This is a genomic window from Allobosea sp. 47.2.35 (genome assembly GCF_024655635.1).
Lineage (GTDB): Bacteria > Pseudomonadota > Alphaproteobacteria > Rhizobiales > Beijerinckiaceae > Allobosea.
Genome location: NZ_JANLGI010000021.1, coordinates 26,581 through 50,005, shown reverse-complemented (window position 1 = coordinate 50,005; position 23,425 = coordinate 26,581). Strand labels below are relative to the sequence as shown.

The 23,425-nt window shown below is 66.8% G+C and carries 19 protein-coding genes; 7 read left to right on the top strand and 12 right to left on the bottom strand.

All coding sequences use genetic code 11. The features are described from left to right. Window positions 1-36: 36 nt before the first annotated feature. The 5 genes from NUV79_RS21285 (at window position 37) to NUV79_RS21265 (ending at window position 4,102) form a co-directional block, all read left to right on the top strand. Entirely contained in the window at window positions 37-963 is a 927-nt protein-coding gene (locus NUV79_RS21285; protein ID WP_257735069.1) for a LysR family transcriptional regulator, read from the top strand. A gap of 142 nt (window positions 964-1,105) precedes the next feature. Then, on the top strand, window positions 1,106-1,981 hold the full coding sequence (locus NUV79_RS21280) for a substrate-binding periplasmic protein (RefSeq protein WP_257735068.1): 876 nt from the start codon (window positions 1,106-1,108) through the stop codon (window positions 1,979-1,981). A gap of 14 nt (window positions 1,982-1,995) precedes the next feature. Further along, window positions 1,996-2,745 carry an amino acid ABC transporter ATP-binding protein gene (locus tag NUV79_RS21275; protein WP_257735067.1) on the top strand — a complete coding sequence of 250 codons (750 nt, stop codon included), beginning with the start codon at window positions 1,996-1,998 and terminating at the stop codon, window positions 2,743-2,745. Window positions 2,746-2,753: 8 nt separating this feature from the next. Beyond that, window positions 2,754-3,428 (top strand): amino acid ABC transporter permease, encoded by a 675-nt coding sequence (locus tag NUV79_RS21270; RefSeq protein WP_257735066.1) that lies wholly within the window; start codon window positions 2,754-2,756, stop codon window positions 3,426-3,428. Further along, window positions 3,428-4,102, top strand: a complete 675-nt coding sequence (locus tag NUV79_RS21265) for an amino acid ABC transporter permease (protein WP_257735065.1) — start codon at window positions 3,428-3,430, stop codon at window positions 4,100-4,102. The genes NUV79_RS21270 and NUV79_RS21265 overlap by 1 nt, the downstream gene beginning before the upstream one ends. Before the next feature lie 19 nt (window positions 4,103-4,121). On the opposite strand, the gene NUV79_RS21260 is transcribed toward NUV79_RS21265, so the two are convergent. The 8 genes from NUV79_RS21260 to NUV79_RS21225 form a co-directional block, all read right to left on the bottom strand. Continuing rightward, a complete protein-coding gene (locus NUV79_RS21260) occupies window positions 4,122-5,069 on the bottom strand; it encodes an N-carbamoyl-D-amino-acid hydrolase (RefSeq protein WP_257735064.1) in 948 nt (315 codons plus the stop codon). A 146-nt stretch (window positions 5,070-5,215) separates the two neighbouring features. Beyond that, window positions 5,216-6,427 carry an MFS transporter gene (locus NUV79_RS21255; protein ID WP_257735063.1) on the bottom strand — a complete coding sequence of 404 codons (1,212 nt, stop codon included), beginning with the start codon at window positions 6,425-6,427 and terminating at the stop codon, window positions 5,216-5,218. Between the two features lie 191 nt (window positions 6,428-6,618). Next, entirely contained in the window at window positions 6,619-8,172 is a 1,554-nt protein-coding gene (locus NUV79_RS21250) for an ABC transporter substrate-binding protein (protein ID WP_257735062.1), read from the bottom strand. Window positions 8,173-8,241: 69 nt separating this feature from the next. Next, complete coding sequence (locus NUV79_RS21245) at window positions 8,242-9,081, bottom strand: alpha/beta hydrolase (RefSeq protein WP_257735061.1); 840 nt, start codon at window positions 9,079-9,081, stop codon at window positions 8,242-8,244. A 40-nt stretch (window positions 9,082-9,121) separates the two neighbouring features. Then, on the bottom strand, window positions 9,122-10,447 hold the full coding sequence (gene aptA / locus NUV79_RS21240) for an omega-aminotransferase AptA (protein WP_465246827.1): 1,326 nt from the start codon (window positions 10,445-10,447) through the stop codon (window positions 9,122-9,124). Between the two features lie 105 nt (window positions 10,448-10,552). Then, a complete protein-coding gene (locus tag NUV79_RS21235) occupies window positions 10,553-11,473 on the bottom strand; it encodes a GntR family transcriptional regulator (protein WP_257735060.1) in 921 nt (306 codons plus the stop codon). A gap of 91 nt (window positions 11,474-11,564) precedes the next feature. Continuing rightward, a complete protein-coding gene (locus NUV79_RS21230; RefSeq protein ID WP_257735059.1) occupies window positions 11,565-13,559 on the bottom strand; it encodes an acetyl/propionyl/methylcrotonyl-CoA carboxylase subunit alpha in 1,995 nt (664 codons plus the stop codon). A gap of 5 nt (window positions 13,560-13,564) precedes the next feature. After that, window positions 13,565-15,163 (bottom strand): acyl-CoA carboxylase subunit beta, encoded by a 1,599-nt coding sequence (locus NUV79_RS21225; RefSeq protein ID WP_257735058.1) that lies wholly within the window; start codon window positions 15,161-15,163, stop codon window positions 13,565-13,567. Window positions 15,164-15,426: 263 nt separating this feature from the next. On the opposite strand from NUV79_RS21225, the gene NUV79_RS21220 reads away from it, so the two are divergent. Continuing rightward, entirely contained in the window at window positions 15,427-15,873 is a 447-nt protein-coding gene (locus NUV79_RS21220) for a VOC family protein (RefSeq protein WP_257735057.1), read from the top strand. 44 nt (window positions 15,874-15,917) lie between these two features. On the opposite strand, the gene bglX is transcribed toward NUV79_RS21220, so the two are convergent. Continuing rightward, a complete protein-coding gene (bglX, locus tag NUV79_RS21215; RefSeq protein ID WP_257735056.1) occupies window positions 15,918-18,314 on the bottom strand; it encodes a beta-glucosidase BglX in 2,397 nt (798 codons plus the stop codon). Between the two features lie 251 nt (window positions 18,315-18,565). Between bglX and NUV79_RS21210 the strand changes: the two genes are divergently transcribed. Then, window positions 18,566-20,218, top strand: coding sequence for a glucan biosynthesis protein G (locus tag NUV79_RS21210; protein ID WP_257735055.1), 1,653 nt, complete (start codon window positions 18,566-18,568; stop codon window positions 20,216-20,218). Here the strand turns inward: NUV79_RS21210 and NUV79_RS21205 are convergent. Genes NUV79_RS21205 through NUV79_RS21195 form a run of 3 tightly spaced genes read right to left on the bottom strand, consistent with a single transcriptional unit; the run spans window position 20,188 to window position 23,424 of the window. Beyond that, a complete protein-coding gene (locus NUV79_RS21205; protein WP_257735054.1) occupies window positions 20,188-21,273 on the bottom strand; it encodes an acyltransferase family protein in 1,086 nt (361 codons plus the stop codon). The genes NUV79_RS21210 and NUV79_RS21205 overlap by 31 nt on opposite strands. Before the next feature lie 7 nt (window positions 21,274-21,280). Then, window positions 21,281-22,522: a glycoside hydrolase family 5 protein gene (locus tag NUV79_RS21200; RefSeq protein ID WP_257735053.1), complete on the bottom strand. Its 1,242-nt coding sequence runs from the start codon at window positions 22,520-22,522 to the stop codon at window positions 21,281-21,283. Beyond that, on the bottom strand, window positions 22,519-23,424 hold the full coding sequence (locus NUV79_RS21195; protein ID WP_257735052.1) for a methyltransferase domain-containing protein: 906 nt from the start codon (window positions 23,422-23,424) through the stop codon (window positions 22,519-22,521). The genes NUV79_RS21200 and NUV79_RS21195 overlap by 4 nt, the downstream gene beginning before the upstream one ends. Window position 23,425: the final 1 nt, after the last annotated feature.

Genomic DNA, 23,425 nt, shown 5'->3' with positions numbered 1-23,425 from the left:
TTATTATGCAGCCGACCATAATCGGATGTTATCCCCATGCGGCTCAATCTCCGGCAGATCGAAGTGTTCCGGGCGATCATGATCACCGGCTCGATCAGCGGCGCGGCGCGCCTGCTCTCGGTCTCGCAGCCCGCCATCAGCCGCCTGCTCGCCTATACCGAGGACCGGTTGGCGCTACGCCTGTTCGAGCGCGTGCGCGGCCGCGTGCAGCCGACGCCGGAAGCGCGGCGCCTGTTCCAGGAGGTCGATCAGGTCCATCAGGGCGTGGTCAGGGTCAATGAACTTGCCGACGAATTGCGCGAGCGGGGCACGGGGTCGGTGCGGATCGTCGCGAGCCCGAGCGTCGGCCAGGCACTGGTGCCCGACGCCATCGCCCGCTTGCGCGCGCGCTTTCCCGACCTGCGCGTCGAATTCGAGGTTCTCACCCTGCTGGAGGTCGTCGCCAAGGTCGTGGCCGGCCGTGCCGATCTCGGCGTCTCGATCCTACCGGTCGACGAACCGACGCTCGACACGGAGGTGCTCGCCGAGGGGCGGCTCATGGTGATCATGCCCCGCGACCATCCGCTGGCGCGGTTGCGGGTGGTCCGCCCGGCCGATCTCGTGCCTTATCCGCTGATCGGCTTCGGGCCGCAGACGCCTTATGGCGACATCGTCGGCCGGGCGCTGGCGCTGAAATCGGCTCCGCTCAGGATCAGCACGGTCGTGCGCTTCACGCCGGTCGCCTGCGCCATGGTGCGGGCGGGGGCGGGCGTCGCCGTCGTCGACGAGTTCGTGCTGCGCGGGCGAACCTGGCCGGAGCTGGTCTCGCGCCCGCTCGCGCCGAAGACGCGGGTGCGCGCCCACCTGCTGACGCCGCGCTTCGAACCCCTCTCGCGCACCGCGAATGCCTTCGTCGAGATATTGCGCGGGCTGGTGCCCTCTCCGCCGGCCGGGCAGGGCGGGGACGGCGGCGACAGCGCTTAACATCAGGTTATGGGCACCCGACAACAAATGATTGGCTGGGCATGATTCCGCGCTGTTAGGCTCCCCTTGGGCATGGCCGGATTGTTGCATGAGAGGGGTGCGGCATCGCGGCGTAACCACCACGACAACGGGAGCGGGAATCATGAAGATCGACTCGATCAAGCTGACGCGTGCCATCGCCGCAGGCGCCGTTCTCTCGGCGCTGATTGTCATGCCGGCCATGGCGCAGGATGCCGACCATCCGCAGGGCGAGAACCTGAAGGTCGCCTGCGATCTCGGCTTCGCGCCGTTCTGCTTCAAGACGCCGGCCGGCGAGACCACCGGTTTCACCTATGACATGTCGGTCGCGCTGGCGAAGCAGCTCGGCCGCCCCGGCGTCGAGGTCACGGATTCCAACTTCTCGGCGATCTTCGCCGGCCTGTTTTCGAAGCGCTACGAGATGATCCCGGCGCCGACCAACATCACGACCGAGCGCGCCGCGCAGATGCTGTTCAGCGAGCCCTATATGCCGACGGGCCTCGGCTTCCTCGTCAAGAAGGGCGCCAAGATCGCCAATCTGGAGGAGCTGAAGGGCAAGGCCATCGCCGTCAACAACGGCTCGATTTCCGACAAGTGGCTGACCGATAACGAGGCCAAGTATGGCTACACGATTCAGCGCTACAACAAGAATGCCGACGCCGTGCAGGCGGTGATGATCGGGCGCGCCTTCGCCAATGTCGCCGACACGCCGGTCACGCGCTATGTCTCGACGCAGACCCCGATGGCGGAAGTCGCCTATGTCCTCGATGGTGGCCGCAATTTCGGCCTCGCCTTCCGCAAGGAGGATGCGGCTTTCCGCGCCAAGGTCGAGGCGGCGTTGGAATGCATCAAGACCGACGGCACGCTGGCGACGATCCACGAGAAATGGTTCGGCGTGAAGCCGGCCGCCGATTCCTCCAGCAGCAAGGTCTATCCAGGCATCGGTGCGCCGGACTTCGAGGGCTATGACGCGACGCCGCACAAGGCCGCCTGCAAGTGAGTTCGGCGCCCGCGATGGCGGCGGCATCACCTGAGACGATCGTGTCGATTGAGGGGCTGCGCAAGAGCTTCGGCCAGGTCGAGGTTCTCAGCGGCATCGATCTCAAGGTTGGCAAGGGCGAGGCCGTCGTGATCGTCGGCTCCTCCGGCTCGGGCAAGAGCACCTGCCTGCGCTGCATCAACCGGCTGGAGGAGCCGACGGCGGGCGTAATCCGCGTTGGTGGACAAGAGGTCACTGGCCCCAAGGTCGATCTCGACCGCTTGCGCCGCGGTATCGGCATGGTCTTCCAGGGCATCCATCTCTACCCGCACAAGACGGCGCTGGGGAATGTTTCGCTGGCGCTGCGCAAGGTCGTCGGCCTGAGCAAGGAGGAGGCGGAGCAGAAAGCCCGTCGCCATCTCGAGGTCGTCGGCCTCGCCCATAAGGCCGATGCCTATCCGGCCGAGCTTTCCGGCGGCCAGCAGCAGCGCGTCGGCATCGCTCGCGCCATGGCGCTGGAGCCGCAGGTCATGCTCTTCGACGAGCCGACCTCGGCGCTCGATCCCGAACTCGTCGGCGAGGTGCTCAACGTCATGGTTCGCACCAAGGAGATGGGCATGACCATGATCGTGGTGACCCATGAGATGAAGTTCGCGCGCGATGTCGCCGACCGCGTCGTCTTCATGGATCATGGCGCGATCCTGGCCGAGGGCACGCCGCAGGAGATCCTGGTCAACCCGCAGCACCAGCGCATCCGCGACTTCGTCATGCGATCGCACGGCTGACGGCGCCGATGGACCAGATCGTCCGTTATTTCTTCGATTTCTCGCTGATGGCGGCCTATTGGCCGGACATCCTGCGCGGCTTCCTGATCACCGTGCAGATGTCGGTCCTGACGATCCTGATCGGCATTCCGCTCGGCCTCGCGCTCGCGATCCTGAGGCTCTACGGTATCCGCCCGCTGAACTGGCTGATCATCTTCTATATCGACTTTTTCCGCGCGATCCCGCAGCTCGTCCTGATCGTGCTGGCCTATTTCGCGCTGCCCTATTTCGGGCTGGTGCTGGAGCCGATGACCGCGACCGTGCTGGCGCTGGCGATCGTGCTCTCGGCCTTTGCCGAGGAGATCTTCTGGGCCGGCATCAATGCCGTGCCGAAGGGGCAGTGGGAGGCCGGCCGCTCGACGGGGCTCTCCTTCACCAAGACGCTGGCCTACATCATCCTGCCGCAAGTGGTGCGCATCTCGATCCCGCCTTTGACCAATCGCGCCATCGGCATCAGCAAGGGCACGACCTTGGGCTCGGTCGTCGCGGTGCCCGAACTGCTCAATGTCACCTCCAGCATTCAGTCCAACGTTGCCAACCCGACCGCGCTGACCGTCGGCGCGCTGCTCTTCCTCGTCCTGTTCCTGCCCTTCGTGCGCTTCACGCGCTGGCTCGAACGTGCCTATGCGCATCCGAGGTCATGATGGACGATCTCGTTACGACCTTCTTCAACATCGATGTGATCAAGCAGGTCTGGCCGCTGCTGCTGCAGGGCTTCTGGATGACGCTGGCGCTGGCGGCGGTTGCGGTGCCGCTCGCGGTGCTCTCAGGCGTCGCCATCGCCATGGCGCAGGACGTGCCGAACCGGCTGCTGCGCTTCCTGCTCATCGCCTATGTCGATGTGATGCGTGCCATCCCGCCGCTGGTGCTGCTGATCTTCATCTTCTTCGGCCTGCCTTTCCTCGGCCTGAAGCTGAACGAGTTCACCGCCGCCGTGCTGGCGCTGACGCTGAACGGCTCCAGCTATTTCGCTGAGATCTTCCGCGCCGGCATCGAATCCGTGCCGAGGGGCCAGCGCGAGGCGGCCCGCTCGACTGGCTTGAGCTGGTGCCAGAGCATGATCCATGTCGTGGTGCCGCAAGGCACCCGCAACGTCCTGCCGGACCTGATCAGCAACACGGTCGAGCTGGTGAAGCAGACCTCGATCGCCTCGGCCGTCGCGCTGCAGGAACTGCTGCGCTCGGCCCAGCTGGCGCAGGGCCTGCTCTACAACCCGACGCCCTTGATCGCGGCGGCGATCGTCTACTTCCTGATGTTCTGGCCCTTCGTGCGGCTGGTCTCGCGCCTGCAGAACCGCACGGCCATGTCAGCGGCCTGAGCGCGCTGCGCTAGCGCGCTCAGGCGCTCTCCGGCTTGCCGAGCGGGGCCCCGACGCCGGTGCGTGCGGTGATCAGGCCGTAATGCTCGATGCGGCGATGCCTGGCGAAATCGAAGATCGTCGCCTTGCCGAAGCGGGTCTCGTCGAGATCGCAGGGATGGACGAGCACGTCGTCCGCCTCATGAGTGAGTTCGCCGACGATCTTGCCGTCCGGCGCCGCGATCAGCGTGCCGCCGAAGAGATGGTGTCCGTCTTCCGTGCCGGCCTTGGCGACGGCCACGACCCAGGTCGAATTCTGGTAGGCGCCGGCCTGCACCGAGAGGCGATGGTGGAACAGCCGGTCGGCCGCCGTCTCGTTGGGCGACTGCGAGTTGGCTGAGGGCGTGTTGTAGCCGAGCACGACCATCTCGACGCCCTGCAGGCCCATGACGCGATAGGTCTCGGGCCAGCGCCGGTCGTTGCAGATCGCCATGCCGAAGAGCCCGCCCTCGAATTCCCAGACCGGGAAGCCGAGATCGCCCGGCTCGAAATAGCGCTTCTCGAGATGCTGGTGCGTCCGCTCGCTGTCGAACTCGACATGGCCGGGCAGGTGGATCTTGCGGTACTTGGCGACGATCCGGCCGCTGCGGTCGACCAGGATCGAGCTGTTGAAATGCCGGCCCTCGGGCGTCAGCTCGGCATAACCGAAGCTCATGGCGAGGCCGAGTTCGCGCGCCCGATCGAACAGCGCCTGCGTCTCCGGTCCGGGCATGCTGCGCTCGAACCACTGGTCCGCCTCGGCGCGGTCCTCATGGTACCAGCGCGGGAAGAAGGTGGTGAGCGCGAGCTCTGGAAACACCACGAATGTCGCGCTCTGCGCCTTTGCCTTTTCGAGCAGCGCGATCATCCGCGCGACGACCTCTTTGCGGCTGTCGGCTCGCTGGATCGGGCCCAGTTGTGCGGCGGCGACGGTGATGAGGCGAGGCATCGGCAATGTCCTGATGGGGCCTGTGATCAGTTCTCTCTGGGAACGGCTGCGGAGCCTTCTCCACCGACAAGCTCTAGAGGCCCTGCCGCCATTGTTCTCATGCTTTATTCGGGATCAGGCATAACCTGATGTTATCCGGGGTGGCGTCAGAGCGACGGGCGGCGCCGGAGATACCAGAGCGCGAAGGCGCCGGACACCGCGAGCTGGCCGGCGACCATCAGGAACGGCCAGTCGAAAGAGCCCGTCCGGTTTGCGATCACCGCGAAGACCAATGGCCCGCAGATCGAGCCGACGAAGCCGAACAGGCTCGCGCCCGAGGTCACGTCGCCGATAAGGGCTGGCGGCGACACGCGCGCCAGCTCCGCCATGTGGACACCGTTCCAGCCCATCGAGGTCGCCCCGACCAGCGCCATGCAGAGATAGATCAGCCAGGGGCTGGTGCCGGCCGTGCCGATCAGCAGGGCGATGGCGGAGCCAGCCGCCACGGCCAGCAGGCAGAGCAGATGCAGCCCGCCGCCCATCCGGTCCGCCAGCCAGCCGAAGAAGATGCGCGCGAAGGTGCTGGCGACGAGCAAGGTCGCGACGAGATGGCCGGCTTCCGCCAGCGTCCGGCCATGCCGCGTCACCATATAGGTCGCGGTGAAGGCGGTGATGCAGGCCTGCGTGATCGAGAAGGAGACGCCAAGCGCCGTCAGCATCGGCAAAGAGGCATGCGAGCTCAGCACCCGTGCCGAGCGCGACAGCGAGGAGGGCGACAGGAACATCCGCGCCCAGGCCCGGTTCTGCGTTCCTTTCTCGGCATCGAGACTCCTGCGGAAGGGCTGCACGGCCAGCGCACTGATCAGGACGACCGCGACCACGGCCCAGATCGCGCCGGTGAAACCGAAACCCAGAACCATCGGCGCCACGGCAAAGCCGGCGATGGCGCCGCCCAGCGGAACGCCGGCCTGCTTGATCGAGAACACGAGCGTCCGGTGATCGGCGGGTGCCGTGCGCATCAGGATCTGGCTGCCGGCAGGCGTGTTGGGCGCGAGCCCAAGCCCCACAAGCAGCGCGCCGGCAAGGCCGATCACCGCGAAGGGCTGCGACAGCAGCAGAAGCCCGGCCGCGACGAAGGCAAGGCCGATCTGCAGCGCCCGGACCGGCCCGTGATGATCCAGCATCGGATTGCCGCAGGCGAGGAACCAGCAGATGCCGACCGAGACTACCGCCGAGACATAGCCGATGCTTTCGGGCGCGAGGCCCCAGCGCAGCGTCAGGAGCGGGCCGAGGAGCGGGATGGCGGCGCCGGCAAAAGAGCTCACAACCTGGACGAGGAGCGTGGCGCTGAGCGCGCTTCGCCACAAAGGCAGCTTCAAGGCGGTTCCCCCGATCCCGTCGCCGCGCCTGTCCTGCTTCTGAGGCTGAGCAGGTGAGAACGGCGGCGTCGGACACGTTCATCCGGCAAGGGCCGCGTGGGGTCGAGATGGATTGATGGGCTGGCGGGGCTGCGTCGGGAGCATGCGGACTCCCGACGCAGCCTCTTTGTCAGGAATGCGGCCGGCTTTCCCTACTTCGCGACCCAGACACCCCAGGCGCGCGTCTTGCCGGAGTTGGTGAGTTCGACGCCGGCAATGCGGTCGGTCGAGGCTTCGACGAGCGGGGTGTTGTAGAGGCTGATGATCGGCGCTTGCTCGATCATGCGCTGGTGCATCTCGTCGAACATCGCCTGCCTTTTGGCGGGGTCGAGTTCGGTCGCCGAGGCCAGCAGCAGTTCGATCGCCCGCTTGTCCTCCCACTGGCTGTCGGCGTCGGCGTCCTTCGAGCCGACGAAGGTCTTGTAATTCAGCGACGGTTCGAACCGCGCGGTGAAGCGGAAGGACTGGAGCTGGAAATTGCCCTTGCTGTAGCGGTCGAGCTGCGTCGCCCATTCCAGCATGTCGAGCTCGACGTTGAATCCGACCTGCTTGAGCATCGCCTGCAGGATGATGGCAGTGTCGTAGAGATGGACCAGCTTCTGCGAGGTCTGCAGCTTGATCGGCCGTCCGTCATAGCCGGCCTCCTTCAGCAGCTTGCGGGCGAGATCGGGGTCGTATTTGTAGCCCTGGTCATGCACGGCGGTGTGGCTGCCGCTGGTCGTCGGGATCGCCGAGGGATTGGGCTTGCCCAGCCCATCCGTCCGGTTCTCGACCAGCGTCTTCAGGTCGATCGCATGGGCCAGCGCCTTGCGGATTCGGGGATCGGCGAGAAGTGGATCGCGGTTCTGGATCAGCAGGACATTCCAGCTCAGCCCCTGCGCCGTCGCGACCTTGATGCCCTTGGCCGCGCGCAGTTCGGCGATATCCGCGACGTCGGTGATGATCCAGTCGATCTGCCGCGCCTGCAATCCGGCGCGCCGGGTCGCGTCGTCGGGAACGACCATCCAGCGAACCTGATCGACATAGACCTTGCGCGCTCCGGCATAGCCGCTCGTCGGCTCTGTTCGTGATTTGTAGCCGGCGAATTTATTCAGCAGGATGAAGCTGTTCTTGCGCCATTCGGTGAAGGCGAAGGGCCCGGTACCGATCGGCTTCACCCATTCGCCGCTGGCATTGACGGAATCGCGATGCAGGATCGCCGTCATGCACTGGATATTGGCGACGTAGTGCAGGAACAGCGCCGACGGAGCCGCCAGCCGGAACACCACGGTCTTCGGATCGGGCGTCTCGATCGCCTCGACCTTCATGTCCTGCGTGCCGTCGTACCAGGCGCGGCACTGCCAGCGCGTCGCCGGGTCGAGCATGCGATCCCAGCTCCATTTGACGTCGGCGGATGTCATCGGCGCGCCGTTATGGAAGGTGATGCCGTCGCGCAGTTTGAAGGTGTAGCTGCGCCCGTCCGGCGACATCGCGTAGCTCTCGGCCAGCATCGGCGCGATGCTGAGGTCCTCGCGATAGGCGACCAGCGCCTCGACGACATGGTGCAGCACCGTATCGGCATCGCCGCTGCGGCGCACACCGGGTTCGCTGCTGGTGATGTCCCCGGAGATCGCGACCCGCAATTCGCCGCCGGGTTTCGGCTCCTGTGCTGCGGCGGGCGTGAGGCAAGCGAATGCGGCGACGGCCGCGAGCCATCCAAGCTTCATGTCTCTCCTCCTTCAACGCGCGGGCCCGGCTTTCCGGTGTCTCCGCAGAAAACGTCGGTCTTGCCGCCGCTATTCCCGTCTGCGGCGCAGCACTTCGGCGAAGAACTCCTTCACCGGGGGATGAACGAGGTAGCCGATATGCTCGACGCCGGGCACGACATCGAAGCGCACGGCGAGGCCGCGCTCCAGGAAGGCGGCTTCGAGAGAGCGCAGGCGCTCGACCCGCGTCGCACCGGTATCGTTGATCCCCTCCATCCAGTTCGGGGATTTCGGCGAGACGGTCACGTCCCAGGTCTCGATATCGTCGCCGCCGACGACCATCTGCACGGCGACCTCGCGCATCGCTGCGAGGTTGGGCTCGCGCCCGAAGATCTCCTTCATGTCGCCGGTGCCGCGCCACCACGGCTTGTCCGGATCGGGCAGCGTCACCACGCCGGGCGCGCCGATCGACACGGCGGAAAGCCGTTCGGGATAGAGATAGAAGAAGCGGTGCACGAACTGGCCGCCGCCCGAGAAGCCGTGCATCAAGAGCTTGTCGGTCTCCAGCCGATAGAGGCCGGCGACCTCGTCGATCATCGCGAGCAGGATCTCGTCGTAGCGGATGCCGCGATAGAGGATGCGCTTGTAGTTATGGGTGTCGCCGGGTTCCTCGATCCCGCAGGGGAAGAGCGGTGCCAGCAGCACGCATTGATTGGCCTCGGCGAAATCGATGAACTGGTCGCGCAGGTTCGTCGCGTCGCGCAGGCTGCCATGGACGAGAACGGCAAGCGGATAGCGCTGCGTGCCGGTCTCCTCGTAGCTTTCGGGCAGGTAGCAGCAATAGGAGAAGCGCTGGTCGGCCCGGCAGGCGGAAATCGCCGTGCGGCCCATCAGGTAGTAGGAGATGGTCTCGCCGTGCCCCTTGCGCATTCCGCCCTCTCTTCAATGAGCCGTTGGCTGGCCTGATGGTTCAGGCGATCGTGTCGAGCGCCTTGCGGATGCTGGCGAAGATCCGGTCGATCTCGTCGGGCTCGATCGTCAGCGGCGGGGACAGCACGATCAGATCGGCGCCGGCCCGGACGAGCACACCGTCCTCGTAGCAGGCCTCCGCGCATTCGGCGCTGCGCTGGCCGGGGCCGCCGGGGCGCGGCGCAAACTCGATCGCGGCGACGAGGCCGATATTGCGGATGTCGATCACATGCGGCGCGCCCTTCAGCGCATGCGCGGCCTGCTCCCAGTGACCCGCGATCTTGCGGGTCCGATCGAACAGCCCTTCCTCCTCATAGACCTGCAAGGTCGCGAGCCCGGCGGCGCAGGCCAGCGGATGGCCGGAATAGGTGAAGCCGTGGAACAGCTCGATCGCGGATTCCGGCCCGGTCATGAAGGCGTCGTAGATATGCTTGCCGACGACGGTCGCGCCCATCGGCACGGCGCCGTTGGTCAGGCCCTTGGCGCAGGTGATCATGTCAGGCGTGACGCCGAAGGCTTCCGACGCGCAGGAGGCGCCCAGCCGCCCGAAGCCCGAGATCACCTCGTCGAAGATCAGGAGGATGCCGTGCCTGTCGCAGATCTCGCGCAGGCGCTTGAGATAGCCCTTCGGGGGCGGCAGCACGCCGGTGGAGCCGGCGACGGGCTCGACGATCACGGCGGCGATGGTCGAGGCGTCGTGGATCTGGACGAGCCGCTCCAGATCGTCGGCCAGCTCGACGCCATGCTCCGGCTCGCCGCGCGAGAAGGCGTTGCGCGCGAGGTCGAGCGTATGCGGCAGATGCGCGGCGCCGGGCAGAAGTGGCCCGAAATCGCGGCGGTGGCGGCTGATGCCGGCGACCGACAGGCCGCCGAAGCCCATGCCGTGATAACCGCGTGCCCGCCCGATCAGGCGGTAGCGGCCGCCTTCGCCACGCTGGCGATGATAGGCTAGTGCGACCTTCAGGGCGGTATCGACGGCTTCCGAACCGGAATTCGAGAACAGGACATGGTCGAGGCCATCGGGCAGCATCGCGACCATGCGGTTCGCCAGCGTGAAGGCGTCGGGATGCCCCATCTGGAAACAGGAGACGTAGTCGAGCCCGTCGGCCTGCGCCTTGATCGCCTCGCGGATGCGCGGATGGCCGTGGCCGGCATTGACGCACCACAGCCCGGCCATGCCGTCGAGGATACGGCGCCCGTCCGACGAGAGATAGTAATTGCCTTCCGCCCCGACGAAGAGCCGCGGCGCGCTCTTGAAGCGGCGGTTCGCGGTGAAGGGCATCCAATGCGCATCGAGATCATTGGGGCGGGCGGCGGTGGCGGGCACGGTCGGTCTCGCTGCTGGGTGATGATGAAATGAATTATTTGCAGAAAAAATACAATGTCAAGCGAGCGTGCGGAAGCAACGGGAAAGGCGTGGCAGCGACGGGTATTATTCCGCGGGAGAGGCCGCCTCTCGCGCGGGGCGGGTCAGGTGCTGGCGCATCAGGATCACCGCCCAGTTGATGTCGCCCTGTTCGAGCGCATCGAGAATCGCGAGGTGCTCGCGGCAGGATTTGAGCAGGGCATCGGCATCGAGTTCGCCGTAATCGGCATATTCCGTCAGCCGTCGCAGCGCGTTCTGCGCTTCCATCGCCTGGAGCAGGAAACGGTTGCCGGAGCAGGCCGCAAGCATGGCATGGAAGCCGGCATTGATCGCGAAGAAGCGCTCGACCGAGGGTGAGCGATGCAGGTCGGCGATGAAGGCCTCATGCGCTGCCCGACTGCGCGCGAACTGCTGCCTGTCGACGCGGAAGCCGGGCTCCTGCAAGCCCATGCATTCGATGATCAGGCGAAAGCGGTAGCTCTCCTCGCGTGCCTGCGACGAGGCGAGCGAAGGCACGAAGCTCCAGCCATGGCCGCGCCGGCGCTTGACCAGCCCATCCTCCGCGAGCCGGAGCAGAACCTTGCGCAAGCCGCTGCGGCCGATTCCATAGGCTTCGAGCAGGTCGGTCTCGATCAATTGCTCGGGCAGCCGGCCGGCCTCGCGGTCGCGCAGGATCGCCTGCAGCACGTCGTCTTCCTGCGCCGCCGGCAGCGAGCGCTCCGCCGTTTCCAGCTCGGCGCCGTCGCGCGACAGGAAGAAGCCCTGGTTGGTACGGTTCTCGACGAGGCCCCGGCCGGCAAGGACGCCGAGCGCGGCGCGCACCGGCGTGCGCGAGACCTCGAATTCCCGGGCGATCTCCATCTCGCGCAGGTGGAAGCCGGCTGGCCAGCGCCGCTCGGCGGCGAGTGCCGCGATGCGCCGCGCCAGCGACAGATGCAGCCCGCTAGGCTTGGCGCCAGCCCTTTCGGAACGGGAGGCGTCCGTCATCTCGGCAACAGGCTCACGGCGGGTGGTCCTAAGAGGTGAAAAAAGACACCTTTCTTACCATGCCGGGGGCCGAGGGCAATTCCGCCGGTTGTCAGGTGGAGGACGGCTCGATCAGCACCAGCCTCTTGCCGGCCTGCACCGTCTCGCCGGGCTGGCAGGCGATGTCGGCCACCATGCCGTCGATGCCGGCCACAAGCGAGGTGAACAGCTTCATCGATTCCAGCACGACGACGACCTGACCGGCCTCGACCCTGTCGCCCGGCGCGACGCGGACTTCGGCGACCACGCCCGGCATCGGTGCCAGCACCGCACCGGAGCCCGCTCCAGCGCCACCGGCTGCCGCAGCCGGGCGCGCTTCGCTGCCGATCCCGATATCGAAGCTCTCGCCGTCGAGCGTCAGCCGGACGCGCTCGCCTGTCGTGGCATGGCTGCCGCGCAGGAGCCGATCTTCGAAGGTGAGTTCGAATCCGTCGGCGCCCACACGCAGGGCCAGCTCGATCTCGCCGTCCGAGTCGAGGACAACGCGCCGGCCGTCAGGCATGAGTTGGACCTCCAGCTTCGTCGCCCCGTCCTCTTCCTTCACGATCAGCCGGCTCGTCGCCATGCCGCCGGCCGGCGCCAGCAGGCGGAATCCCGCGAGGCTGTTCCAGGCATCGACGCTCGGGTGCGCTGCCTTCTGACCCTCCAGCCAGAGCAAAGCGGCGACGGCGCGCGCCAGCCTCTGACTTGGCCGCGTGGCGGTCCAGCCATCGGGGAAGGCATCCTCGATGAAGCGCGTGGTTGCCTGCCCTTGAGCGAAAAGCGGATGCTCGACCGCATCGATCAGGAAGGGCAGGGTGGTCGCGGGGCCGAGAATGGCGAAATCGCGCAAGCCTGCCGCCAGCCTCGCGCAGGCGGTGGCGCGATCCGGCCCGACTGCGATCGCCTTGGCGAGCAGCGAGTCATAGAACAGCGTCACCTCGGACCCGGCGCGCACGCCGCTGTCGACGCGGATCGACGCCGGCTCGGCATAGCCCTCGATCCGCCCTGTGTCCGGCCGAAAACCCTGGTCGGCACGCTCGGCCGTGATGCGGGCCTCGATCGCGTGACCGCTCTCGCGGATATCAGGCTGCAAGGCGGGCAGCCTCTCGCCGGCTGCGATCCGGATCTGCCATTCGACGAGGTCGTAGCCGGTAATCGCTTCCGTCACGGGATGCTCGACCTGCAGACGCGTGTTCATTTCGAGGAACCAGGGCTCGTCGAAGCCGTCCTCCAGGATGAACTCGACGGTGCCGAGATTGTCGTAGCCGATAGCCTTTGCCAGCGCGACGCCGCGCTCCAGCAGCTTGCTGCGGATCGCCGGCGCGAGATTGGGCGCAGGCGCTTCCTCCAGAACCTTCTGGTTGTTGCGCTGGACCGAGCAGTCGCGCTCGAACAGATGCACGACATTGCCGTGCTTGTCGCCGGCCACCTGCACTTCGAGATGGCGCGGACGCATCACCAGCTTTTCGATCAGCAGCGCCGGATCGCCGAAGGCGGCCTGCGCTTCGGCGCGCGCCATCTCCAGCGCCGGCACCAGCTCCGCGGCCGCGAAAACGCGGCGCATGCCCTTGCCGCCGCCGCCGGCCGAGGCCTTGATCATCACGGGATAGCCGATCCGCGCCGCCGCATCGGAGAGCGCCGCATTCGACTGGTCCTCGCCGGCATAGCCCGGCACGCTCGGCACGCCCGCCTTCTCGGCGATCAGCTTCGAGCCGATCTTCGGCCCCATCGCGGTGATGCAGGCGGCGGAAGGGCCGACGAAGATGCGCCCAGCCTGCCCGCAGAGCAGCGGCAGGTCGGGCTTTTCGGAGAGGAAGCCGTAGCCGGGGTGGATCGCCTCGGCGCCGCTGCGCGCGGCGGCTTCCATGATCGCTTCCGCCCGCAGATAGCTGTCGCGCGCGGCGGCGGGGCCGATGCGCACGGCCTCGTCGGCAAAGGCGACATGCTGCGCGTCGCGATCGGCATCGGAGAAGACGGCGACGGTGCGGATGCCCAGCCGCCTGCAGGTCCGTATGATCCGCACGGCGATTTCGCCGCGATTGGCGATGAGAAGAGAGCCGATCATCGGGGTCACATCCGGTAGACGGGGCGATGCCCGGGCAGGTCGATCTCGCGCGCGGCGAGCGAGAGGCACAGGCCCAGCACGTCGCGGGTCTGGGCCGGCTCGATGATGCCATCGTCCCAGAGCCGGGCCGTCGCGTAGTAGGGGGTGCTCTGCTCCTCGAACTGGCGGCGCGTCTCGCGGTCGAGTTTTTCGATATCGGCCTCATTCGCATTGCCGCGCGTCAGGCTCGACCGGCGGAGTTCGGTCACCACGGTCGCCGCGACATCGGGCGACATCGTCGCGATCCGTGCATTCGGCCAGGCGAAGAGGAAGCGCGGCTGGAAGCCCCGCCCGCACATGCCGTAATTCCCGGCGCCGTAGGAGCCGCCGATGATCACGGTGTAGCGTGGCACGCGTGCATTCGAGACGGCATAGACCAGTTTGGCCGAGTGCTTGGCGATGCCGCCGCGCTCGGCCTCGGTGCCGACCATGAAGCCGGTGATGTTCTGCAGGAACAGCAGGGGGATGCGGCGCTGGTCGCAGAGCTCGATGAAATGCGCGCCCTTGAGCGCGCTGTCGGAGAAAAGCACGCCGTTATTGGCGATGATGCCGACCGGCTGGCCGTGGATATGGGCGAAGCCTGTGACCAGCGTCGCGCCGAAATCCGGCTTGAAGGCATCGAAGACGCTGCCATCGACTATGCGGGCGATGACCTCGCGCACGTCGAAAGGCTGCTTCAGGTCGGTGCCGACGATCGCCTCGATCTCGGCGGGATCGTAGAGCGGCGGCGTGACACCACGCGCCGGAATGCGCGGCGGCGCCGGCCAGTTCAACGCCCCAACAATGTCGCGGAGCTTGGCGATCGCCTCGAACTCGTCCTCGGCGAGGTAATCGCTGACGCCGGAGACCTGCGTATGCATCTCGGCGCCGCCCAGTGTCTCGCCATCGACGATCTCGTTGATCGCAGCCTTCACGATCGGCGGACCGCCGAGATGGATGCGGCCCGTGCCGCGCACCATCACGACCTCGTCGGACAGCGCCGGGATATAGGCGCCGCCCGCCGTGCAGCCGCCGAACACCGCCGAGATCTGCGGCAGGCCGGCCGCCGACATCCGGCATTGCTGCAGGAAGGCCCCGCCGAAATGGTCGCGGTCGGGGAAGACGCGGTCCTGCTCCGGCAGGAAGGCGCCGCCGCAATCGACCAGATAGACGCAAGCAAGGCGGTTCTCGAAGGCGATCTCCTGAGCTCGCAGGTGCTTCTTGACCGTCTCGTGGAAGAAGGAACCGCCCTTCACCGTCGCGTCATTGGCGATGATCATGCAGGGCGTGCCCGCGACGACGCCGATGCCGGTGACGATCCCGGCGCCCGGCACCTCGTTGCCATGGAGCTCCCAGGCCGCGAGCGGCGAGAGTTCGAGGAAGGGTGACAACGGATCGACCAGCAGGTCGATGCGCTCGCGCACCGGGATCTTGCCGCGCTCGCGATGGCGCGCCCTGAGTTTCTCGCCACCGCCGGCCAGCACGCGCGCGTGGCGCTCCCGCAAGGTCTGGATCAGCGCCCCGTAGGCCGCCCGCTTCTGCTGTTGTTCGGCCCCGGAGCCGATCCTGCTTTCGATGACCGGCATGCGTGTGGCGCCTCCTCGGCCTCCCGCGGCTGGTTCGCCAGTGGAGTGATGTCATTTACCTACCTGCCGGTAGGCAGTTAGGCAAGGGGCGTTGATGATGGCGACGCGGTGGGCGTGACGGCAGGCAGGATTCAGGTGAGGGTGCGTGGAGGCGGGGAACGTTCGACCGCCGCCGGCATTCGTCATGCTGACACGCGTGTGTCGATATCTTGATATCAAGCCATTCGAGGGGCGCCGACGCTCCCGCCACAATGGAGACGACCATGAAGATCGTGACCAGCCTGAGTTTCCGCGGTGAATGCCGGGCGGCATTCGAGTTCTATGCCAAGGTCCTCGGCGGCAAGATCACGGCCGCCATGCCTTATGGCGACGCGCCGCCGGACATGCCGATCACCGACGAGAAGTACAAGACCTGGCTGATGCATTGCTGGCTGGAGGTCGGCGATCAGGCCCTGATGGGCGCCGATATGGACACGGCCTGGGCCCCGAATGTCGACAAGCCCAAAAACGGCTTCGACGTCACCCTGCACACCAATGACAAGGCTGAAGGCCAGCGCTGGTACGATCAGCTGTCCGAGGGCGGGCGGGCCGGCATGCCGTTCGGCGAGACCTTCTGGTCGCCCGGCTTCGGCTCGCTCACCGACAAGTTCGGCATTCCCTGGATGATCAACACCATCCCCGCGGCGGACTGGAAGCCGTCGCAGGGCTGATCAGGCTGTCAGGTGCGCCCCGCGGAAGCCGCGGGGCGGTTCGCTCACGCGAGATGGAAGGACTGCTGCAGCACGTCGCGGGAATCGAGGCCGAGCTGCACGTCGAACTGGCCGCTCTCGAGCACCTCCTTGAGGTCCCCGTTGATGAATTTCAGCTGGTCCGGGCCGATCTCGAAGCGCACCACGCGGCTTTCGCCTGGCTTCAGCATAACCTTCTGGAAGCCCTTCAGCTCCTTGATCGGCCGCGCGATCGAGGCGTAGGGGTCGGCGATGTAGAGCTGTACCACATTGGCGCCCGCGAAGCTGCCGGTATTGGTCAGCGTCGCCTCGGCGGTCAGCTTCTCGCCACGCTTGATGCGGGCGGCCGAGAGCTTGAGGTCGGTCAGGGTGAACCTGCTGAAGCTCAGGCCGAAGCCGAACGGATAGAGCGCGCCCTGCTCCTCCTCGAAATATTGCGAGGTGTAGTTGCCGGGCTTGCCCGGCGTGAAGGGGCGCCCGATCCGCAGCGCGTTGTAATAGGTCGGAATCTGGCCGGCCGAGCGCGGGAAGCTGATCGGCAGCTTGGCGGCGGGGTTGTGGTCGCCGAACAGGATATCGGCGATGGCGTTGCCGCCCTCGGTGCCGGCATACCAGGTCTCCAGCAGCGCGTCGGCATTGTCCTTTTCCCAGCCGATCGCGAGCGGGCGGCCGTTCATCAGCACGACGACAAGCGGCTTTCCGGTCGCCTTCAGCGCCTGCAGCAGCTTGCGCTGCGAGCCCGGCATCTCGATCGTGACGCGGCTGGATGACTCATGAGACATGCCGCGGACCTCGCCGACGACAGCGATCACCACGTCGGACTGGTTGGCGACGGCGACAGCCTCCTCGATCATCACGTCGAGCGGGCGCGAGTCCTGGATGACCTCAGGCTTGTCCCAGTTGAGATAGTTCAGGTAGTCGACGACCTTCTGGTCATCGAGCACATTGGCACCGCGGGCGATCAGGAGCTTGGCCTTGTCGCCGATCGCCTTCTCGATGCCGGCCTTGACCGTGACGGCCTGTTCGGCGACGCCCTGGGCCGACCAGCTGCCGAGAATGTCGAGCCCTGAATCGGCCAGCGGCCCGACGAGCGCGATCGTGCCCTGCTTCTTCAGCGGCAGCGTCTGGTTGCGGTTCTCCAGCAGGACGATCGAGTCGCGCGCGATCTCGCGGGCGGGCTCGCGATGCAGGCGGTCGTTCGAGCGCACATCGACGGGATCGTCCTCCTGCTTGCCCATGCGCAGGAACGGGTTGGCGAAGAGGCCCATGTCGTATTTGGCGCCCAGCACCTCGCGCACGCAGGCGTCGAGCTCGGCCATCTTGATCTCGCCGGAGGCGATCAGGCCGGGCACCTCGGCGAGGTAGACCTGGTCGGCCATGCTGAGGTCGATGCCGGCCCGGATCGCGAGCTTGGCGGCTTCGCGGTTGTCGCGGGCGACGCCGTGGCGCGTCAGTTCCGTGATCGCGCCATGGTCGCTGACCGTGACGCCCTTGAAGCCCCATTGCTTGCGCAAGAGGTCCTGCAGCAGCCAGATATTGGAGGTGGCGGGAACGCCGTTGATCGAATTGAGCGCGACCATGACGCCGCCGGCCCCGGCCTCGATCGCCGCGCGATAGGGCGGCAGATAGACCTGATGCATGCGCAGCAGGCTCATGTCGACGGTGTTGTAGTCGCGCCCGCCTTCGACCGCGCCATAGAGCGCGAAATGCTTGACCGCGGCCATGATGGTGTCGGGCTGGTCGGGTGAGGTGCCCTGGAAGCCGCGGACGCTCGCCCGCGCGCATTCGCTGACGAGGAACGGGTCTTCGCCGAAGCCCTCGGAGGTGCGGCCCCAGCGCGGATCGTGGCTGATGTCGACCATCGGCGCGAAGGTCATGTCGACGCCGTCATTGCAGGCCTCGACCGCCGAGACGCGGGCCATCCGCTCGATCACGGTCATGTCGAAGCTCGACGCCAGGCCGAGCGGGATCGGGAAGGTGGTGCGGTGGCCGTGGACCACGTCATAGGCGAAGAAGAGCGGGATCTTCAGGCGCGAGCGCTTGACGGCGGCCTCCTGGAGCGGCCGATTATCGCGCCGGACCACGGTGTTGAACGAGCCGGCGATGCGCCCGGCCGCGACCTCGTCCATGAGCTGCGCATGCGGCATCTCGGGGCCGATGCTGATCAGGCGCAATTGGCCGACCTTCTCGTCTACCGTCATCTGCGCGATCAGCTTGTCGACGAAGGCCTTCTTTTTGGCTGCCGGATCGGCGGCGCGGGCCTGTTTCGGCTTGGCCGCTGCGGGAAGAGCCGCCATCCCGGCCACGAAGGCGGCCGAGGCCATGGCACCGAGCGCCTGCCGGCGGGAGAGACCGGCAGCGGCCTCCTCAGGGGACACCGTCTCCAGTCCTTCGACGACCGGCGCAGCCTTCTGATGATCCATGCTGATTTCGTTCACTCAGGTTGTCGGGGGTGACGGGGAGCGCGGGAGCGGTTCGGAAAGAACCGCGCTCATTCCTTGACCCTCGTCGCGATGATGGGCATGTGTGCCTGGGTCGCGCCGCCGTCAACAGAGGACGAGCGCTCCGCCCCGCCGACGCCCACCTTTAAGGAGCTAGTGTGAACTTGTCGACCCGTTCCGCCGACGGGGCCCCGCTCATGGCCCGATCTTCCTCTTCAGCCCGACCCATGCTGATGCGGCTGCTGGACCGGTGCGGACAGGCCCGCCGCGGGCCCGGTCTCGCGCGTCTCGGGCTGGCGCTCGGCATGCTCGCCGTGGCGGCTGTCTCCGGGCCGTCGGCTTTCGCGCAGCAGCGTCCGACATTCGGGCTCGACGACGTGGTCGCCAGGGCCAGGGCGCTGGCTGAGGCGCCCTATGTCGCGCCGGTCAGCAACCTGCCCGACGTCTTCAGCAAGATGCAGTTCGCCGACTACCAGAAGATGCAGCCGAAGCGCGACCGCTTCGCCTGGATGGAGCACAAGACCCCGTTCAAGCTCGCCTTCTACCATCAGGGCATGCAGTTCAACACGCCGGTGAAGATCAGCGAGATCGTCGACGGTGCTGCCCACGAAATTCCTTACGATTCCGGGCGCTTCGACTTCGCCGACCTGCATTTCGACCGCGAGGCGACAAGCAAGCTCGGCTGGGCCGGCTTCCGGGTGGTCTATCCGATCAACCAGGCCGGCAAGCTCGACGAGATCATGAGCGTGCTCGGGGCAAGCTATTTCCGCGTCATCGGCAAGAACCAGATCTATGGCCTCTCCGGGCGCGGGCTGGCGATCGATACCGGCCTGCCGATCGCCGAGGAGTTTCCCAACTTCCGCGAGTTCTGGCTGCGCCGCCCCAAGCCGAAGGACAAGCACCTGACGTTCTACGCGCTGATGGATTCGGTGCGGGCCTCCGGCGCCTACGAGTTCACGCTGACGCCGGGCGCCGACGCCGTGCTCAGCGTCAAGTCGCGGGTCTTCCTGCGGCGGGACGCGTCGCCGACGACGATCGGCATCGCGCCCCTGACCAGCATGTTCCTGTTCGGCCCGCAGCAGCCGTCGCCGACGCCGAATTTCCGCCCCGCGATCCACGATTCCAATGGGCTTTCCGTGCGCCGGGGTGATGGCGAGTGGATCTGGCGCCCGCTGGTCAACCCGTCGATGGTCACGATCAGCGACATCGCGGCGGAGAATCCGAAGGGCTTCGGCCTGCTCCAGCGCGGGCGCGATTTCTCGCGCTACGAGGACCTGAAGGATCGCTACGACCTGCGTCCGAGCGCCTGGATCGAGCCGACCAACGACTGGGGCAAGGGCAATGTCCGCCTCGTCGAGATCCCGACCGCCGACGAGACCAACGACAACATCGTCACGCTCTGGGTGCCGGATGTGAGGCCGCCCTTCGGCGAGCCGATGCGCTTCGACTACCGCATGCACTGGACGATGGACGAACCGGCCCTGATGAAGGGCGACATCTCGCATGTCTGGCAGACGATGCGTTCGAGCGGCGAGTTCTATCAGTCCAACCTGATCCGCGCCGGGGACGGCACGCTCGCCTTCCTCGTCGATTTCAAGGGGCCCTCGCTGCGCAAGCTGCCGAAGGATGCCCGGCCGACGGCCGTGGTTGGCGCCAACGATAATGTCGAGATCATCGGCACCGAGTTGCAGCCCAATCCGGCGATCCAGGGCTGGCGCCTGAGCTACCGGATCAAGATCAAGAACCCGGCGGTCTCCTCCGACCTCACGGCGCTGCTGAAGCTCGGCGACCGGACGCTGACCGAGACCTGGAAGTTCAGGCTGCCGGCCTCGCAGGCGGCGACGAACAAGGAAACCTATCTCAACCGCTTCAAGGCGATGGAATAGGTAGCGGGGCCTCTGCGCCCCGCCGACAACGCGCGCCCGAGCCTGATCAGCGGGCGCTCGACACATCGGTAGACGAGCCAGGACAGCGCGAGCGTCAGCGCCACGCAAAGCAGCATCGTCCCGATATCGCCGATCCCCCCGTTCAGCGGCAGGGCGCGATGGACTGTGGCGTTTACGATCCCGTGGAACAGATACAGCGAATAGCTGATCAGCCCGATGCGGGCGAGCAGGCCAGAGCGCGGCCGCTCCAGCCGGATGGCGGCGAGGAAAAACGCGAAGGCCGCGACGTAGGCGCCTAGTACGGGCGTCAGCCCCTCCATGACGAAATTGTCGCCGCGCGCCAGCGAGAACGGTGCCACCACCAGCAGAGAGGCCAGCTGCGCAAGGCCGAGAGCGAGCGCCGCAAGGCCTGCGCCGGGTCTCCGTTCAACCAGGCACAGCCGTAGCAGGAGCCCGAGGAGCAGGAAGGACAGGTGCATGCCGAGATACTGGACTGGGAGTTCGGCGATGCCCTGCACGCGCATCTGAACGGGCAGGGCAGTCGCGGCGATGAGGCCCAGGCTGAGAACAAGCAGGGCGCCGATATGGCGCAGGAGCCCCGTTGCGAACAGCAATGCGGCGAGGCCGTAGAAGACGAGTTCGACGAACAGGGTCCAGTAGATCGGCGAAAGCCAGGGCTGGCCGAAGAGCGGCGGCGCCATGGTCAGGTTGGCGAGCATGGTGGCCGCAGGGGGCAAACCACCGGTCAGCATGAGCAGGACGAGCGCCAGCCAGAACGCGGGATAGAGCCGGAACAGCCGCGAGATCGCGAAATGCCTGAGCGGCGTCTCGCCGGCGATGCTGAAGGGCACGACGAAACCGCTGATCAGGAAGAACAGCGCCACGCCGAACCGGCCGAGGCTCAGGTTCTCGGAGACCGATCGAGCGACGACGCTCATCGGTCCCGTCGCTGAGGGGGCCTGCCGGATGAGGTCGCCGAACAGGTGCTCGACCATCACACCGAGCGCCGCGATCGCCCGCAATCCGTCGAGATGGGCATAGCGCTGGTGCGTCATGTCGGCCTCATCGCAGGCCGAGCGCGCGGAGCGTCACTGCGTCGAAGCCCGGCCCGGTCTCGTTCTCGGCGAGCGCGAAGCCGCCGGTTCCCGCATAGGTCCAGGCAGACCAGGCGAAGCCATGCGCCTCGGCGAGTTGGCGCATGTCGCGCAGCCAGGTTTCGCGAGAGGCGGCCCCCTCCGGCGTGTCGAGGTAAGGCGTCCTGTGCACGCCGAACTCGCCGAGCAGGATGGCGTGAGCAGGCAGGCGCTGCGCGATCCGCCAGGCGCTCACCTCCCGGAAGGTCCGTTCGAGAGCGGCCCGGTCGAATCCGGCATAGCGTGCGAGGGTCCGTTTCGCCTTCCGGGCCTCGGCCAGTGCGGCGCCAGAGAGATCGAGGTTGGCGATGCGTCGTTGGGTTGCCGCGATCATCGCAGCGGCCGAGGGCGGGGCCGGATAGGGGATCGCATCCAGCGCATGGGCCGGGCTGCCGCGCACGCCCTGATGCGTGAACTGCCAGGGCGCGTAGTCGTGATAGGTATAGATCAGGCGATTATCGCCCGCGAACGGGCGCATATCGATTGCCGTCAGCGCCGCCGCCGCATTCATCGATCCGCAGCCTAGCACGAGCGGCAGCCTCGCAGAGCCCATGCGGGCGGCCTTGTAGCTGGCTTGGAGCATGGACTGCCAGACCGGTTGCGGCACTTCCGGCTCGTTCATCAGTTCGAAGGCGAGCCTCGGCATGCCGGTAAGCGACCGGTCCTCGGCCAGTAGCCCGAGCAGGCCGGCCAGCCTCAACTGAAAGGCGAGCACGGCCCGGAATTTCTGTGTGTCCACGCCCGCTGTCAGGGCCGTCGGCCGGTAGGCCGGGTTCATGGCACTCGGATGCAGATCGACGATCACGCCGAGATCGGCATCGAGCAGGTTGCGTACCGTGCCTATGAGAAGCGCGTCGAGCCGGTCGCGAGCCGCGCCCTGGAAAGCCAGGAAAGGCCCGACATCGACGGCCAGGCGCACGAAATCGAAGCCGGCGGCGCGTATCGCCCGTCGCTGCGCAGCGTCGAAGCGGAAGCGCGGGGCCGAGAAGGGCGCCTCGCCATAGGAGTCGTCGGCGGCAACCTCGGCCCAGCCCAGCGCATGCGAGACGCCGATGCCGCGGCGGAACTGCGGGATATCGCTGTCGGATTGACTTGCGGCTTGCCCCCTGCCGGCAACGGCGGATGCCGCGAGGCTGGCCATGCCGGCAAGCATGGAGCGGCGGCTCGTCATGAAGAGACCCCTGAGATGACCGCCCTGCCGGGATAGCGTGCCGTCAGGGCGCCATCGAGGATCGTCATACCGTCCAGCCCCCCGAACGGGGCGGCCAGTCCGCGGAGCGAAGCTTCACGCAGGGCGGGCTCGATCGTCCGCGACGGCACGAAGAGGACATCGTCCCAGCCTGCGCCTTCGAAATCGCTGACATAGCCTGCCGGGCGCTGGCGGTTAGGCTGTCCGGGAAAGGCGAACAGCCGGTAGAGCGCTTCGGGATAGCGATAGATGTTGTTCGGGTCCTGCTCGCGGATCCAGCGCGAATGGGTTTGCAGGTCGATGATATGGACCGCTTCGCAGCCGGTCCGTGCGACCTGCGTCATGGCTGCGATGGCGGCGGCCGGGTTGTCGTAATGCTCGAAGGCCGCGCAGCTGACGATCAGGTCGAACGATCGCCCCTCGGCCAGGCGCGGAATGTCGAAGTCGCGCCCGACAGCATAGCCGAACTCGCGGCAGACTGGCGCGCGGACGATGGACAGCGCGCGTTCCCGGTCGGCTGCGGAACCTTCCGGGAAGCGCGCGAGCAGTCGCTCGTAAAATGCGGGGTCTTCCCCGGCAGCAAGGTCGAAGACATCGATCGCGTGATAGGACCGGGCACCGAGCGCGAGGAAAAGCACGCCGTTGCCGCGCGATGCCCCGGGGCTGAGCTCCAGCACGTCCCGCCCGCGCAGGTCGAAATCCGGCGGCATGAAGCGGCGCAGCGAAGCGAAGATGTCGAGCAGATAGGCGATCTGCCCCTCTGCGTCCGATTTCGCCACGTCGTTCGGCGTGGTGTAGCCCTTGAGCTTGTTCTTGCCCCAGGCCAGGCCGAGGAAGCCGAGGCCGAGCACGGTCATTTCGAGGTTTCGTAGCGCCAGCTTCATC

Coding starts and splice junctions, on each gene's coding strand:
- NUV79_RS21265 (WP_257735065.1), top strand. CDS start 3,428: ATGGACGATCTCGTTACGACCTTCTTCAACATCGATGTGATCAAGCAG.
- NUV79_RS21205 (WP_257735054.1), bottom strand. CDS start 21,273: ATGACGCACCAGCGCTATGCCCATCTCGACGGATTGCGGGCGATCGCG.
- NUV79_RS21210 (WP_257735055.1), top strand. CDS start 18,566: ATGCGGCTGCTGGACCGGTGCGGACAGGCCCGCCGCGGGCCCGGTCTC.
- NUV79_RS21285 (WP_257735069.1), top strand. CDS start 37: ATGCGGCTCAATCTCCGGCAGATCGAAGTGTTCCGGGCGATCATGATC.
- NUV79_RS21280 (WP_257735068.1), top strand. CDS start 1,106: ATGAAGATCGACTCGATCAAGCTGACGCGTGCCATCGCCGCAGGCGCC.
- NUV79_RS21195 (WP_257735052.1), bottom strand. CDS start 23,424: ATGAAGCTGGCGCTACGAAACCTCGAAATGACCGTGCTCGGCCTCGGC.
- NUV79_RS21235 (WP_257735060.1), bottom strand. CDS start 11,473: ATGACGGACGCCTCCCGTTCCGAAAGGGCTGGCGCCAAGCCTAGCGGG.
- NUV79_RS21225 (WP_257735058.1), bottom strand. CDS start 15,163: ATGCCGGTCATCGAAAGCAGGATCGGCTCCGGGGCCGAACAACAGCAG.
- NUV79_RS21230 (WP_257735059.1), bottom strand. CDS start 13,559: ATGATCGGCTCTCTTCTCATCGCCAATCGCGGCGAAATCGCCGTGCGG.
- NUV79_RS21260 (WP_257735064.1), bottom strand. CDS start 5,069: ATGCCTCGCCTCATCACCGTCGCCGCCGCACAACTGGGCCCGATCCAG.
- NUV79_RS21200 (WP_257735053.1), bottom strand. CDS start 22,522: ATGACGAGCCGCCGCTCCATGCTTGCCGGCATGGCCAGCCTCGCGGCA.
- NUV79_RS21220 (WP_257735057.1), top strand. CDS start 15,427: ATGAAGATCGTGACCAGCCTGAGTTTCCGCGGTGAATGCCGGGCGGCA.
- NUV79_RS21270 (WP_257735066.1), top strand. CDS start 2,754: ATGGACCAGATCGTCCGTTATTTCTTCGATTTCTCGCTGATGGCGGCC.
- NUV79_RS21250 (WP_257735062.1), bottom strand. CDS start 8,172: ATGAAGCTTGGATGGCTCGCGGCCGTCGCCGCATTCGCTTGCCTCACG.
- bglX (WP_257735056.1), bottom strand. CDS start 18,314: ATGGATCATCAGAAGGCTGCGCCGGTCGTCGAAGGACTGGAGACGGTG.
- NUV79_RS21275 (WP_257735067.1), top strand. CDS start 1,996: ATGGCGGCGGCATCACCTGAGACGATCGTGTCGATTGAGGGGCTGCGC.
- NUV79_RS21245 (WP_257735061.1), bottom strand. CDS start 9,081: ATGCGCAAGGGGCACGGCGAGACCATCTCCTACTACCTGATGGGCCGC.